The sequence below is a fragment of the Cognatilysobacter bugurensis genome, assembly GCF_014652095.1.
GTDB classification, from domain to species: domain Bacteria; phylum Pseudomonadota; class Gammaproteobacteria; order Xanthomonadales; family Xanthomonadaceae; genus Cognatilysobacter; species Cognatilysobacter bugurensis.
On the sequence record NZ_BMYD01000001.1, the window covers coordinates 1,170,105 to 1,184,937 of the forward strand.

Sequence of the window (14,833 nt, forward strand, 5' to 3'; positions counted from 1 at the left end):
TGGTACAGCCCCGTCGTCAAGGCAACGTGGCAACGCCAGCGCGGTCTGGCCGCGGCCTTCTGATTGCTCCCACTGGAGCCCATCCCGATGGTTCCGCTTGCTTCAGCGGCGCCCGCCGTCGAGCTCGTTCACTGATCCGTGACGCTCGCACGGGCGAGAACACTCGAGCGTCCGAAGCCGACACCGTGCCGCGTCTGCGCGAGCGGCCGCAGTCCACACTCCGCTCAAGCGCTAGGGCAGAGTCACGACTGCAGCGCCGATTGCATGCCGGCGCGGGCCAACTGTTTGAACGCGTGCTTCATCGTGCCTCCCGCGTGTCGCCGCCGCGCGCACACGGCTGCGGTATTTCTAGCGAGGCGACGCTACAAGACCGTTGATACCTGCGGGGCGTACAACGCGACGCATTTATGGCGACAAGTCGGACACCCGCGCCGCGACTGCGAGGCGAGATCGCTTCAACCGCGCCGCGCGCGCGGCTTCGCCCGCGAGCGCTTGTTGCTGCCCGCGCCAGCCGGCGAGGCGGTTGCCGCCGAGGCCGAGTGCATGTCCATGCCTTCCAGCCATGCCAGCGCATCGACGTACGCCATGAACGGCGCGAGGTACTCGGGTGACACCTCGCGCATGAGCGTCAGTGCACGATGCACAAGGCTTGCGGAGTTCAGCGGGCCGGCGTTCTCAGGTGCTTCCTCGAGCGCTTCGCGCAACTGGCTTTCCGCGCGTGCATCGCCGCACATGCGACGCACTTCTTCCAGCCGCGCGACCGCCGGAAGACTCTCGGTCGACGCCGGCGCATCGGTAGCATCGTGACGCGCATCGGCCCCGCGCGCCATGTCATGGATGAGCATCGCAAGCTCACCGCGACAGCGGGTGCCCGCAGCGCCCGCGGGGAAATGCGTCTCCTGGTTTGCCGGCGCAGCAGCAACGCATGCATCGAACGCAGCCACGAGTTCCGCGAGACGCGCGTCGAGGATTTCGCGGACGGCACCGCGTTGCCCGGCCGCACGACGCGCAAGTGCGTCGATCCGTGCAAACCGCAGCGGGTCGAGCCGGTCACTGCGTTGGGCCCGCCACGTCTCCAGCCGCGCCTGCGCGTCGGTGCGTGCGGCGGTCACGGTGTCGAAGCGGCCGAGCTTTTGGGCTTCGGCATCGGTGCGATCTCCACGCGGCGGTTGCGCGCGCGCCCGGCGGCGTCGGCATTCGAGCTGATCGGCTGCTGAGAACCGAACGCCGCCGCGAATACCGCGTCGGCCGGCACCCCTTCGGCGATCAGCGTGCGCGTGACCGTCAGCGCACGTTGGGCCGACAGCTCCCAGTTGTCCGCAAACTGACGGCTGTCACCACGCACCTGTCGGTCATCGGTGAAGCCGCTGACCATCAGCACCTCGTCGCGCGCGTGCAGGTACGCGGCGAGCGGCCCGGCGAGGCTCTTGAGCAACTCGTGGCCTTCCGGCTGCAGTCGATCAGAACTCAGCGCAAACAGAACGTTGCCTCCGATGCCGATGCGTCCATTGATCAGCGTCACGCGGCCGCTCGCGAGCGGCACGGCCAGCGCCTGCTCCAGCGTGCGGTTGCGCTGCGCCTCCTGCTCGCGCCGCCGCACCTCTTCGTCGAGCCGCTGCGAGAGCTGCATCTGCATGCCGATCACGCCGACGAGGATCAGCACGAACACGCCGAGCAGCACCGACATCAGGTCGCCAAATGCGGCCCAGATCGGCGCCGCAGTGTCGGCGTCGTCGTCGAACTCGACGCTCATGCCGTTTCCGCCCCGGCCTGCGTACGCGCCTGGGCGACGCGCTGCAGCTCGCCGATGATCTGCTTCTGCGCCAGCACGCTGAGATCGACGACCTCGCGCGCCTGGGCGACGTAGTAGGCGAGCTGCTCGTCACTGCGGGCCAGCGACTGGTCGAGCGCGCCTTCGATCGCCTGAAGACGGGTGACCAGTCGCTCGTTCGCCTCGCCGAAACGCTGCACGGCAGTGCCGAACACGTCCCCGAGGCTCGCGACTTCGATCGCGCCGGCCGCGATGCGATCGGCGGCGTTGTCCAGCTTGTCCGTCTGCGTCTCGACCTGCGCCGTGAAACGCGTGGCGACGCGTTCCAGCGCGTCGGCGGACGTCGAGATCAGCGCATCGACCGCGGTGCGCTGCTCGGCCGCAGCGTGGTTCACCGAACTGAGCAAGGTGTCCACCGTCGCCAGCAGACGGCCACGCTCCTCGAGCACGGCCGTGTCGCGGACCATGCTCTCGGACAGGTTGTGCCGCAGCTCGGCGATCACGGCCGCGGCGGCCTTCGGCGCCTCGGCTGCGTCGTGCACGAGGCGCGCGATCTCGTCGAGCGTGGCGCGGGCATGCGCCTGCGTCTGCGCTTCGAGCCTTACCTGAAGGTCCGCGTGCGACTGCTGGACCGCGCCGATCAGCGAGGCGGCATGCGTCTCGAACGTGCCTGCCGCGGACGCAAACGCCTGCTCGTTGCGCTCGGCGAGCGCGTCGCCCAGCGAGGCCTGACGCGCGAGCGCTTCGGTCCACGCGGCTGTCGCGCTCGCGCTCGCCGATTCGAACCGCGCGGCGATGAGATCTACGAGCTGTCGCGCGTTTTCAGTCTGTGCGTCGAGGCATGTCTGCACTTCGCCATTTGACGCCTGGACGGCACCCACGAGCGACGCGGCATGCGTCTCGAAGGTCGCCGCGGCGGCGGCGAGCGCCTGCTCGTTGCGCTCGGCCGTGGTATCGGCCTGCGCGCTTTGCGTACGAAGGGCCTCGGCCCACACCGCAGACGCACGCTCGCTTGCCGCTTCGAAACGCATCGCGACGGCGTCCGCCAGGCCTGCCGAGGCATGCGCCTGCGCGTCGAGCCTGGCCTGCAGCTCCGCGTTCGACGCGTGGACGGCACCGATCAGCGACGCGGCCTGTGATTCGAGGGCGGCAACCGCGCCCGTGAGCGCCCGCTGGTTCCGTTCCGCCAAGGCATCGCCGTGCGCGGACTGATGCGATAAGGCATCGCCCCACGCAGCGGTTGCACGATCGCTCGCTGCATCGAAGCGGGTGGCCACAATGTCAACGACCTGCGCCGAACGCTGTTCGAACGTCGCGGCGAAGCCTTCCAGCGATTCCGCCAACGCCCGCTGGACGGTCTCGTTCGAGTGCCGCTGCTGCGCAAGCGCATCCCCCCACAGCCCGGCAATGGTGGTTGTGCTGTCGTGCAGGCGGCCCGACAGTCCGTCGAGCTGGTGTTGCATGGTCTGCAGCACGTTCTCCTGCAGCAGCGTTGCGCTGTTCGCAAGCGCGGCCATCGTGCTTTCGACGACCGGCTGCAGCGCAGCGCCGGCGGCACGCGCGCTCTCGGCCACGCTGTGTTTGAGCGACTGCTCGACCGACGCGGCGAGCTGCGCATTGACGGCTTCGGTGCGTTCGTGGAACGCAGACTGCTGCGCCGCCTGCCGCTCGTGCGCGGCCACGCTCTGCTGTTCGATCGCCGTCATCGCGGCCTGCAGCCGGTCGACCAACAGCGGCATCACGTCGACCTGGCGCTGCAGCAGTTCGAACGCCTGCTCGCGTTGGTGGATCTTCGAGTGCGGACGCAGCGTCGTGGCGATCGCGGCATCGAGTGTTTGGACCGCCACGGAGCGCTCGCGCCGGCACAACGCGGACAGCAGGCCCAGCATCGCCGAGGCGGCCACGCCCGCGATCGAGGTGCCGAACGCGAACGCGAGCCCCTGCACGGGCGCGGCAAGCGAGGTGCGGATCGCATCGAGGTCCGCCGCGCTGGCGAGTGCCAGTCCCGTGCCGCGCAGCGTGGTCATCATGCCGAGCAGCGTGCCCAGCATGCCGAGCAGCACGAGCAGGCCCACGAGGTACGGGGTCAGCGCCGGCGCCGGCAGCGCGACTCGATCGCCTTCTACGCGCTGGCGCACCGCATGCCGCAACGACGCCGGCAGCGGCTGCAGCCAATCGGCGAGGTTGGGGGCCGGTCCGTCGAGACGCTCGACAGCGTGCGCAAGCGCGGACGTCGCCTGTCGATAGCGGAGCAGTTCGAGCCCGCCCGCCACGTAACACGCGGCGATGAGCGCCACCACGGCCAACGCCAGGCCGCTGGTGCCGACGTAACCGGCGCCGATCCAGCACAGCGCGGCGAGGCCGGCGAAGAAAACAGCGGGTTTGAGCAGGTTATGAGGCATGGGATTCGGAAGACGGGGCGCAAAGGGCTGCAAGCAGGCCGAGGCTCGGCTGCAGGCGGATGTCGAGTTCGGCGAGCAGCGCCCGCCGCATGTCGTTGCGGAAGCGCGTAACAGCCGCGGACGCCACAGGTTCCTGCGCGGCCGCGTGGGGGTCCTGCTGGGCAGCCTGGTGCAGCGTTTCAAGATGCCGTGCGAGCAGATCGGGCAACGGCGCCAGCAAGGCACGCTCGTGGGCGCCGAGCGCGCGTTCCATGACCGCATCGATCCCAGCTAGACGTCCCAGCGCCCCCTCCCGCTTCGCGAGCCGGTTGCGCAGGCGGCCGCGCAACCGTCCGATCTCGCCTTCCATGACCTGCTGCAACGTCACATAGCGCTGGCGGTAGAACACGAGCTCGGAGGCGGCAGCGTCCTTGTCGTCCGCTGCACTCGACGCAGGAGGGCCGCCGGTGAACGCCCGGTCGCCTTCGATCGCAGCGACCAGCGCCGCGCGCACGCGGGCGCACTCGCCGTCGTCACCTGGCGCGACGGCGTGGTCCTGCCCCGCAGGCGCGACAAGCCGGGCGTCCAAGGCTGCGGACAGCGCCACCGCATGACGCCAGTCGATCCATTGACCCAGCCGGCCCGCCAGCGACTGCGACGGCGCGGGCGCGTCGACGCCGCGGATCCGGGAGAGCAAGCGCACCAGTGCGTGACCGTGGGCCTGCGCCCGAGATGAGACTTCCACAGCGTGCACGCAACGAAAACGCGGATTTTACGCGGGTTTGAACCAGGCCGAGGGCCACACGGGGATCAGAGGCAACGGCGTTTCCGCGGGGCGCGATCACAGTTCACTGAGTCGATTCGCACGACCGGTGACCGCCGCGGGCATACCTGCGGGAGCCGGACGCGCAGGCGGCATGTTTCTCGCGGAAACGCGGCCGACGCGCCGGGGCCTGGGGACAAGCGGCTTCGCCGCCACCAAAGCGCTGACGGGGCGCTGGGCCGGCACGTACCCAACGTTGCCGCCGAGCCAAGGGCCACGGTCGCGAACCACGCTGACACCGTCCCGACACCCCATAAACGAAAACCCCCGCTTTCGCGGGGGTTTTCTTGAAACCTTGGTGCCCAGGAGAGGACTCGAACCTCCACGGTTTTACCCGCTAGTACCTGAAACTAGTGCGTCTACCAATTCCGCCACCTGGGCAGTGGGGCGCGTATGGTGCGCGGGCGCGAAGTCGATGTCAACACCGTGTCTGCATCGTTTTCACTCGCCCTCGTTTGCCGGTGCGCCAGCCGTGATGTCGCTCACGTGCGGTGCCAGCTTACTGGCTCCGCACGCTGTGCCGGTGTCGATCAGATCGTCCCGATTTCACCCTTCGCGACGATCGGCCCGGTCGGGGCCGCATGCGGAATGCCGGCCTCCGGTTCGAGCGTGACCGCCAGCACCGCGCCGGCCGCCAGTTCGGCCTGCAGGGCGTCGGGTACATCGATCGTATGCGCCAGCTCGTGCGAAACGAGGCCGAGCGAACGCGGCACGCCGTCGGACGGGATCAGCCACAGCTCGCCGACGCGATCGCCGACGTCGATCGCCTCCGGGACCGGCGTCATCGTGACCGCGCCGCGCACCGTGTCGACCGCTGCGAGCCAGCCGGTTTCGCCGCCATCGCCTGCAAGCACGACGACGGGCTTCGCGCGTTCTTCTTCGACCGGAGTCGGCGTCGGCGCAACGGCAACCGGCGGCAGCGGCGCAGGCACCGGCACTTCGTCCGGACGCCGCAGCGCGACAACGGCGAGCGCCGCAGCGAGCGCGAGCGAGGCGCCGGTCGCCCAGCGCCAGGGATTCGTGGACGTGGGCGCTGTCGGCGCAGCGGGTCGCGAGGGCGCCGATTCGAACGGCGCCCAGCCGAGCCTTGCACGCAGGCGGGGCCACAGGTGGGCCGGCACGTGGACGGGCGCGATCTCATCGATCAGCGGCGCGAAACGCCGCTCCCATTCGCTCACGAGCACCGCAAAGGCGCGCTCACCCGCAATCCGGGCCTGCGCATGCAGCCGCGCCGGCGCTTCGAGCACGCCGAGCACGTATTCCGCAGCGAGCACGTCGTCATCCGGCGGGTCGCGTTCGAGGTTGGAGTCGATACTGTTCATTGTTCGAGGCACGCCCTGAGTTGCAGGAGGCTGCGGCGGATCCAGCTCTTGACCGTGCCAAGCGGTGAGCCGATGCGCGCAGCGAGTTCCTCGTACGTGACCCCTTCGAAGAACGCGGTGCGAACCAAGTCACGGCGCGGGCCATCGAGGCGGTCCATGCAACGCGCGAGCCGCGCGTTCTCGTCGGACGATTCGGCGCCGTCGAGCGGCGACGCGGACGGATCGGGCACGGCTTCTGCAAGTTCGACCGGCGCGGCGCGCGCCGCGGTGGGCACCGAACGCAGGCGGTCGATCGCCTTGTTGCGCGCGATCATCGCGAGCCAGGTGATCGCGCTCGCACGCGCGGCGTCGAACTGCTCGGCCTTGCGCCACACCGTGGCGTAGACCTCCTGCAGCACGTCTTCGGCCTCGGCGCGGTCCGGCAGCACGCGCAGGCAGACGCCGAACAGCTTCGAGGACGTCGCGCGGTACAAGCGCTCGAACGCGTCGCGGTCGCCGCCCGCGACCTCCTGCAGCCACCGCGCGAGTGCGTCGGCGGATGAATCAGCGTGATCCGTCATTTCCGCCCCGTTGGCGGCCAGTGTGAACGGGGATTGTAGGCCGGGTTCGAACGTCGGCGCTGCGCGCCCGCAACGGGCAACGGCGTCCGCAGTGGGTTCGACCTCCAGCGGCCAGGCGCGGACGGCTCGCGGAGGCGGCGCGGCGGGTGGCGGCGTCGGGATCAAGTGCATGGGCAAACGGTCGGTTCGGATGCTGCAGATACGCAGGCGCGTGCATCGCAGATGCCGCGAACCCGGCTTGGCGCTGAACCGTTAAATGCCTCCGCGTCTCAGGCGCCAAGACGCCGCTGGGTAGAATCGTGACGATTCCCCGAGCAAGACCCCTCCGATGACCGATTCCGTCCGCACGACCTTCCACGGCTTCGAGCAGATCCCGCTCCACGAGTACGCCGAGCGGGCCTATCTGGATTACTCGATGTACGTCGTGCTCGATCGCGCGCTGCCTTTCCTTGGCGACGGCCTCAAGCCCGTCCAGCGCCGCATCATCTATTCGATGAGCGAGCTCGGCCTCAATGCGGGGTCGAAGCCGAAGAAATCGGCGCGCACCGTCGGCGACGTGATCGGCAAGTACCACCCGCACGGCGACAGCGCGTGCTACGAGGCGCTGGTGCTCATGGCGCAGCCGTTTTCGTACCGGTACCCGCTGATCGAGGGCCAAGGCAACTTCGGCTCGAGCGATGACCCGAAGTCGTTCGCGGCGATGCGCTACACCGAGTCGAAGCTCACGCCGATTGCCGAGGTGCTGCTCGGCGAGCTTGCGCACGGCACGGTCGACTGGACCCCGAACTTCGACGGCACGCTCGAGGAGCCCAGCTGGATGCCGGCGCGGTTGCCGCACCTGCTGCTCAATGGCACCACCGGGATCGCCGTCGGCATGGCCACGGACGTGCCGCCGCACAATCTGCGCGAGGTGGTGAGCGCATGCGTGCGTTTGCTCGATGACCCGGACGCGACGGTGCGCGATCTGTGCGAACACGTGCGCGGGCCTGACTACCCGACGAACGCGGAGATCATCACCCCGGCTGCCGACCTGTTGCAGATGTACGAGACCGGCCATGGCAGCGTGCGCGCCCGCGCGGTATATGAGAAGGACGGCGCGAACGTCGTGATCACCGCCCTGCCCCACCAGGCCTCACCCGGCAAGGTGATCGAACAGATCGCGATGCAGATGCGCGCGAAGAAGCTGCCGTGGCTCGAGGACCTGCGCGACGAGTCCGACCACGCGAACCCGACGCGCATCGTGCTCGTGCTGCGCAGCAATCGCGTCGACATCGAGCCGCTGATGGGCCACTTGTTTGCGACGACGGATCTCGAGAAGAGCTTCCGCGTCAACTTCAACGTCATCGGCCTCGACGGCAAGCCGCAGGTCAAGAACCTCAAGATGTTCCTGTCGGAGTGGCTGCAGTTCCGCACCGACACGGTCACGCGCCGGCTGAAGCATCGCCTGGAGCGGGTCGAGCGTCGCCTGCACCTGCTCGAAGGCTTGCTGATCGCCTATCTGAACCTCGACGAGGTGATCCGCATCATCCGCACGGAGGACGAGCCCAAGCCGGTGCTGATGTCGCGTTTCAAGCTCAGCGACGACCAGGCCGACTATATTCTCGAGACGAAGCTGCGCCAGCTCGCTCGCCTCGAGGAAATGAAGATCCGCACCGAGCAGGCGGAGCTCGACGACGAGCGCACGCGACTCATCGGCACGCTCGGCAGCGCGGCGAAGCTGCGCAAGCTCGTGAAGGATGAACTTCTCGCGGATGCGAAGAAGCACGGCGATGCGCGTCGCTCGCCACTCGTCGCGCGCGGCGCGGCGCAGGCGCTGTCGGAAACCGAACTCGTGCCGAGCGAGCCGATGACGGTGGTGGTGAGCGAAAAAGGCTGGGTGCGCGCGGCGAAGGGCCACGACGTCGACCCGACGACGCTCAACTACCGCGAAGGCGATGCCTTGCTCGGTTCGGTGCGCAGTCGCAGTTCGCAGCAGGTCGCATTCCTCGATTCGACAGGGCGCGCGTATTCGACGCTCGTGCACGGCCTGCCGTCGGCTCGCGGCAACGGCGAGCCGCTGACGGGCCGTTTCTCGCCGCAACCGGGCGCGTCGTTCCAGGCGCTTGCCAGCGGCAGCGCGGACACCCGCCTCGTCCTGGCGACGAGCCACGGTTACGGCTTCCTGACGCGCTTCGAGAACCTGGTGAGCCGCAACAAGGCGGGCAAGGCCATGCTTTCGCTGACGCCCGGGGCGAAGGTGCTGCAGCCCGCGCCGGCGCAGGACGTTGGGCAGGACCTGCTCGTCATTGCGACGAATGTGGGCCACCTGCTCGCGTTTCCGGCGGCCGACGTCCCGGAGCTCGACAAGGGCAAGGGCAACAAGCTCATCGAGATTCCGAAGAACAAGCTCGGCACCGAACGCGTCATTGCGGTGGCGCTGGTGTCGTCGGGCGGCTCCGTCTGCGTGAAGTCCGGCGCCCGCACGATGACGCTGAAATTCGCCGATCTCGACGCGTATCGCGGCTCGCGCGCGACGCGCGGCAGCCTGCTGCCTCGCGGCTGGCAGAAGGTCGAGGGTCTGTCGGTCGAGTGAGGGCCGCGCTGCGCAGTGGTCAAATCGACGCGCCGCCTTCGGGCGGCGCGCGTTCATGGGGGCACCGCGGTGGAAGCCGATTACTGGATGCAGCGTTGGCGTGAGGGCCGCACGGGTTGGCATCAGGAGCGACCGACGCCGCTGATGTGCAGGCACTGGCCGAAGCTGGGAATCGAGCGCGGATCGCGTGTGTTCGTGCCGCTGGCCGGCCGGTCGCAGGACATGGCGTGGTTCGCGTCGCAGGGGCTGCGGGTGCTCGGCGTGGAGCTGTCGGAGCTCGCGATCACCGGCTTCTTCGTAGGCCACGGCCTGACGCCGAAGACGACGGTGTCGCGCTACGGCACACACCACGAAGCGGCCGGCATCGAACTCATCTGCGGCGACGCGTTCGCGCTTGACGCCGAGGCCCTCGCAGGCTGCGACGCGGCGTTCGACCGCGCGGCGATGATCGCGCTGCCGCCGTCACTGCGCGAGCGCTACGTCGATACGGTGTACGGCTGTCTTCCGCGGCGCTGCCGCGGGTTGTTGATCACGCTCGAATACCCCAAGGATGAGAAAGCCGGTCCCCCGTTCGCGGTCGACGAGGCCGAGGTGCGTGCGCGACTTGCACCCTGGGGCGAGGTCGAGACGCTGGAGCGGCGCGACATCTTGGCCGGCCAACCGTCGTTCCAGGCCGAAGGTGTAACGCGCCTGGAGACCGTCGTGTACCGGGTCGAGCGTCGCGCTGGACTCTGATCGCACCGTGCGTGCGCCGCAATTGCCGCATGGCCGCCGAACGACGCACTGCGACTTCGGCATTCGGTGCACCCAGCGCCTGCCACTCTCGCCGCGCCATAGGCGAGGCATCGGCTGCGACCCTGGGACCCGGGACACGTGTGTGGCGGTTACCGCGCCGCTAAGCTCGCCCGATGCCGACCCCGTCCCGCCTGCGGCGCCTCGCGCCGCGCATCGCCCTTGCCCTTACCGCCCTGCTGGTCGCGCTCGCTCTGGTCGCGTGGGCCTTGGTGAGCGCGAGCGTGCCGCGGCTCGACGGCACTCGCGGACTCGCAGGCCTGGCGACCCCGGTCACCGTGCAGCGCGATGCGCGCGGCGTCGCCACGATCGAGGCCGCCAGCGAGATCGACGCCGCACGTGCGCTGGGCTACGTGCACGCGCAGGAGCGCTATTTCGAGATGGACCTGATGCGCCGCACGGCCGCCGGCGAGCTGGCCGAGCTGTTCGGCGCGGTCGCGGTCAATGCCGACCGCGCCAAGCGTGTGCACCGCATGCGTGCCCGTGTGCGGCGCGACCTCGCCACGATCGCGGGGCCACAGCGCGCGCTGCTCGAGGCGTACACCGAAGGCGTGAACGCGGGGCTTGCCGATCTGCGCGTTCGTCCGTGGCCTTACCTGCTGCTGCGCACATCGCCTGCGCCGTGGCGGATTGAGGATTCCCCGCTCGTCGGCATGGCGATGTACTTCGACCTGCAGGGCGGCGGCAACGAATCCGAACTCGCGCTCGCGCGCCTGCGTCCACACCTGCCGCCGGCGCTGTTCGCGCTGCTCACGCACCCGGGCAGCACCTGGGATGCGCCGATCGACGGCAGCGCGGGCGGCGATGCCGTTCTGCCGACCGCAGACGAAGTCGACCTGCGTCGCCTGCCGCACCCCCGCCGCCACGAGGCAGTGCCCGAGCCACGCGAGACCGGCAGCAACAACTTCGCGGTGTCGGGCGCGCTGACGCATGACGGCCGAGCGATTGTCGCGGACGATATGCACCTCACGCTGCGCGCGCCGAACATCTGGTTCCGAGCGCAGCTGCGCTACCCCGATCCGCGCGCGCCGAACGGCCGCGTGGACGTCGGCGGATTTACGCTGCCGGGGCTGCCGCTTGTGATCGTCGGCAGCAACGGACACGTCGCTTGGGGCTTCACCAACAGCTACGGCGACTGGATGGACTGGCAGCGCCTCACAGGCTGCGCCGAATGGGCACAGTCGCCTGCATGCCGTACGACGACCACCGTCGAACGCATCCGCGTTGCGGGTTCGGACGACGTCGAGCTGCCCGTGGCCGAGACCGCCTGGGGGCCGATCCTGCATCGCGAACCAAACGGCGATGCCTATGCACTGCGGTGGTCGGCGCACCTGCCGGGCGCGCTGACGATGAACCTCGCGGAGTTCGCACGCGTGCGCTCAGTCGACGAGGCCACGAGCGTCGCGGCGCAAGTCGCGGTGCCTGCGCAGAACCTCGTGTTCGGCGATCGATATGGGCGAATCGGATGGCGCCTGCTCGGCCCGATGCCGGCACGCGATGCCGCCTGCGGTGCGAGCGCGGACAACCCACTCGCCGCGATTGCCGTGCAATCGATGTCATGCCCGCCGTGGTTGCTGACGCAAGCGCGCAACCCGCAGCAGATCGATCCCGCAAGCGGCCGCGTGTGGACTGCGAATTCGCGCGTCGTCGGCGGCGAAGCGCTCGCCGCGGTCGGCGACGGCGGATACGTGCTCGGCGCGCGCGGGCAGCAGATCCGCGACGGCCTGTTTGCGAAGCCACGATTCACCGAACGCGACCTGCTCGCGATCCAGCTCGACGACCGCGCGCTGTTCCTGCAGCGCTGGTGGGGGCTGCTGCAGCGCACGGCCGCGCAGCACGAGCTGCCCGCGCTCGACGCACTCGCCGTCGCGGCAACGAGCAAGCCGGCGCACGCCTCCAGCGACTCGACGAGCTACCGCCTCGTGCGCGCCTGGCGCAACGAAGTGCTCGAGCGCATCGGCGATGGACTCACTGCGCCCGCGCAGGCGGCGCTCGGCGATGAGTTCAAGATGCCCGCGTTGCCGCAGCTCGAAGGCATTGCGTGGCCGCTGCTGCAGCAACGCCCCGCGCACCTGCGGCCGCGCGCGTTCGACAGCTGGGAAGCGTTGCTCGAGGATGCCGCGCGCGACGTGAGTGAAGAACTCGCGCCGCAAGGCCAGCTAATCGAGCGCACCTGGGGCGAGCGCAATACCGCGCGCATCTGCCACCCGCTGTCTCGCGCGTTGCCCGCGTTCGCTCATCCCGCGCTGTGCATGCCCGCCGAACCACTGCGCGGCGACACGCAGATGCCGCGTGTGCAGGGGCCTGACTTCGGCGCATCGCAGCGCATGGTGGTGTCGCCCGGCCATGAGCGCGACGGCATTGTCCACATGCCCGGCGGGCAGAGCGGGCATCCGATGTCGCCGTTCTGGGGCGCGGGGCACGACGATTGGGTGCACGGGCGTGTGACGCCGTTCCTCCCGGGGCCGTCGATATATACGTTGCAGTTGCACCCTTAGCCGACCAGGCGGTACCGGGTGGGCTTCGCTGATCTGGGCCAGGGCACCGTCGCAATCGCACGACGGCCCGCTCGGCGGAGCGACTTTTTTCACCTTGAACGTGAGCGGCCCCGCGGCGCGGGCGCTTGGCTCTCCGGGCTTTGTTGTCCTCGCAGCAGAACGTCGCGCGCCAAGCGGCGCGCCCTGTCGGCGCGTGGCGCGAACGGTGCCGCGACACGGTGCGCCTCGCTCACCCGGGTCAAGGCAATACGTACCGCCGATTGACGGCACGCGCTGCAACGCGCCCTTTGTCGGGTCGCGCGCAAGGCTCGGCGGCGCGGGTGTGCTCTGCTCTCCTGGGTACGGCGCTTTTGACTTTGCCCTGCGTTTCGGCATGGCGCCGGATCGGCTCACAGCCCGGAGCCTCAACGCATCACGTACGCCATGGCATCACTCGACGCGGCGGAGCACGTCACCCCATCAGCCGCGAATGAGCCAGACGACCGCCCACGCGATCGCAGACACGCTCAATCGACGAGCAGCCGTTCCATCAGAGCGAGATACAGCCCCGGCAGCGCCTCGAGGTCCGCAACGGAGACATGCTCGTCGACCTTGTGGATGCTCGCGTTGACCGGCCCGATCTCGATGCATTGCGCGCCGAGCGGCGCGATGAACCGCGCGTCCGACGTGCCGCCGCCGGTGCTTTCCTCGGGCGGCATGCCGGCGAACTCGAGCAGGACGTCGCGCGCGGCCGCACGCAATGGGCCTTCCGGCGTGTAGAACGGCTCGCCGCCCCGGTGCCAGCGCACCTCGTAGTCGAGCCCGTGCGCCTGCAGCACGGCCTCGCACTCGGCTTCGAGCTGCGCCGCGGTCCACGTCGGATTGAAGCGCAGATTGAACAGCACCTGCAGTTCGCCGGGGATCACGTTGTTCGCACCGGTGCCTGCATTGATGTTGCTGATCTGCAGGCTCGTCGGGGGGAAGGATTCGTAGCCGCGATCCCAGTGCCGCGCGGTGAGTTCGGCGAGCGCGGGCACCGCCTTGTGGATCGGATTCAATGCCTTGTCCGGATACGCGACGTGCCCTTGGATGCCGCGCACAGTGAGCGTCGCCGACAGCGTGCCGCGTCGACCCACGCGCAACAGATCGCCGAGCTGTCGCGTCGAAGACGGCTCACCGGTCAGGCACCAGTCGATGCGCTCGCCTCGCGCACGGAACGCATCGGCGACCTTGCGCACGCCGTCGACCGCGTCGCCCTCTTCATCAGACGTCAGCAGCAATGCGACGCGACCGCGATGCTGCGGATGCGCCCGGACGAACGACTCGAGCGCGATGACGAATGCGGCGACGCTGCCTTTCATGTCGGCCGCGCCACGCCCGTAGAGCGCGCCGTCGCGGATCTCGGGCACGAACGGATCACTGGCCCAGGCCTCGCGCGGACCCGGCGGGACCACGTCGGTGTGGCCGAGCAGCACCAGCGTCGGGCCGTCCCGCTCGCCGTGCACGGCCCAGAGGTTGTCGACCTCGCCGAAGCGCAGGTGCTCGCTGCGGAACCCCGAGCGCTCCAGCCGCGTCGCGATCAGCGCCTGGCAGCCGGCGTCATCCGGCGTCACCGACCGCTGCTCGATGAGCGCCCGGGTGAGTTCGAGCACGTCACTCATGCGCCAGCTCCGAATCGCTTCTTGAAGCCGTTATCGCTGAAGCCCTGCGAGACCGTTCCGCCATCGGTCACGACGACCGGACGGCGCACGAGCGCCGGATGCTCGCGCAGCAGCAGCTTCCACTCGGCGTCGGACTGCGGTGTCTTGCGCGAGTCGGGCAGCGTGCGCCATGTCGTCGAGGACTTGTTGACCATCGCGTCCCAGCCGCCGAGCTTGTCCTTCCACTCGACGAGCGTCTCCGGCGATTGCCGCTGTTCGCGGTAGTCGACGAACGCATGGTCGATGCCGAAGCGGTCGAGCCACTTGCGGGCTTTGCGGCAGGTGTCGCAGTTGGCGAGGCCGTAGAGGGTGGTCATAAGCGCAGAGACTCGATGAGCGCCGATATGAATCCGCCGGCGCGACCTTCGGCTGCAGGGATGCGGCCCAAAAGTCTGGATGGATGAGGCAAGCATTCGCGAAGCGGCCCTCCGCGAC

11 protein-coding genes and 1 tRNA gene are annotated in these 14,833 nt (G+C 69.2%); 3 read left to right on the forward strand and 9 right to left on the reverse strand.

What is annotated here, in order from left to right; genetic code table 11:
- Positions 1–455 precede the first annotated feature (455 nt).
- The 7 genes from IE075_RS05320 to IE075_RS05350 form a co-directional block, all read right to left on the reverse strand.
- The gene (locus IE075_RS05320; RefSeq protein WP_189453985.1) at positions 456–1,112 is read right to left on the reverse strand and encodes a DUF2894 domain-containing protein; all 657 of its coding nucleotides are present in this window, start codon (positions 1,110–1,112) and stop codon (positions 456–458) included.
- A complete protein-coding gene (locus tag IE075_RS05325) occupies positions 1,109–1,753 on the reverse strand; it encodes an OmpA family protein (RefSeq protein WP_189453987.1) in 645 nt (214 codons plus the stop codon). The genes IE075_RS05320 and IE075_RS05325 overlap by 4 nt, the downstream gene beginning before the upstream one ends.
- Positions 1,750–4,173 (reverse strand): DUF802 domain-containing protein, encoded by a 2,424-nt coding sequence (locus tag IE075_RS05330; RefSeq protein WP_189453989.1) that lies wholly within the window; start codon positions 4,171–4,173, stop codon positions 1,750–1,752. Before IE075_RS05330 ends, IE075_RS05325 begins: the two co-directional genes overlap by 4 nt.
- Positions 4,163–4,906, reverse strand: coding sequence for a DUF3348 family protein (locus tag IE075_RS05335; RefSeq protein WP_425489338.1), 744 nt, complete (start codon positions 4,904–4,906; stop codon positions 4,163–4,165). Before IE075_RS05335 ends, IE075_RS05330 begins: the two co-directional genes overlap by 11 nt.
- A 365-nt stretch (positions 4,907–5,271) precedes the next feature.
- A tRNA-Leu gene (locus tag IE075_RS05340) sits at positions 5,272–5,356 on the reverse strand.
- 149 nt (positions 5,357–5,505) lie between these two features.
- Positions 5,506–6,297: an anti-sigma factor gene (locus IE075_RS05345; protein WP_189453993.1), complete on the reverse strand. Its 792-nt coding sequence runs from the start codon at positions 6,295–6,297 to the stop codon at positions 5,506–5,508.
- Positions 6,294–6,857, reverse strand: a complete 564-nt coding sequence (locus IE075_RS05350; RefSeq protein WP_189453995.1) for a sigma-70 family RNA polymerase sigma factor — start codon at positions 6,855–6,857, stop codon at positions 6,294–6,296. Before IE075_RS05350 ends, IE075_RS05345 begins: the two co-directional genes overlap by 4 nt.
- Before the next feature lie 328 nt (positions 6,858–7,185).
- On the opposite strand from IE075_RS05350, the gene parC reads away from it, so the two are divergent.
- The 3 genes from parC to IE075_RS05365 all read left to right on the forward strand — a co-directional run bounded on the left by parC (position 7,186) and on the right by IE075_RS05365 (position 12,719).
- A complete protein-coding gene (gene parC, locus IE075_RS05355; protein WP_189453997.1) occupies positions 7,186–9,429 on the forward strand; it encodes a DNA topoisomerase IV subunit A in 2,244 nt (747 codons plus the stop codon).
- A 69-nt stretch (positions 9,430–9,498) separates the two neighbouring features.
- The gene (locus tag IE075_RS05360) at positions 9,499–10,164 is read left to right on the forward strand and encodes a thiopurine S-methyltransferase (RefSeq protein WP_189454000.1); all 666 of its coding nucleotides are present in this window, start codon (positions 9,499–9,501) and stop codon (positions 10,162–10,164) included.
- 173 nt (positions 10,165–10,337) lie between these two features.
- The gene (locus tag IE075_RS05365; RefSeq protein ID WP_189454002.1) at positions 10,338–12,719 is read left to right on the forward strand and encodes a penicillin acylase family protein; all 2,382 of its coding nucleotides are present in this window, start codon (positions 10,338–10,340) and stop codon (positions 12,717–12,719) included.
- 506 nt (positions 12,720–13,225) lie between these two features.
- Here the strand turns inward: IE075_RS05365 and dapE are convergent.
- A complete protein-coding gene (gene dapE / locus IE075_RS05370; RefSeq protein ID WP_189454004.1) occupies positions 13,226–14,359 on the reverse strand; it encodes a succinyl-diaminopimelate desuccinylase in 1,134 nt (377 codons plus the stop codon).
- Positions 14,356–14,715, reverse strand: coding sequence for a Spx/MgsR family RNA polymerase-binding regulatory protein (locus IE075_RS05375; RefSeq protein WP_189454006.1), 360 nt, complete (start codon positions 14,713–14,715; stop codon positions 14,356–14,358). The genes dapE and IE075_RS05375 overlap by 4 nt, the downstream gene beginning before the upstream one ends.
- Between the last annotated feature and the right edge of the window lie 118 nt (positions 14,716–14,833).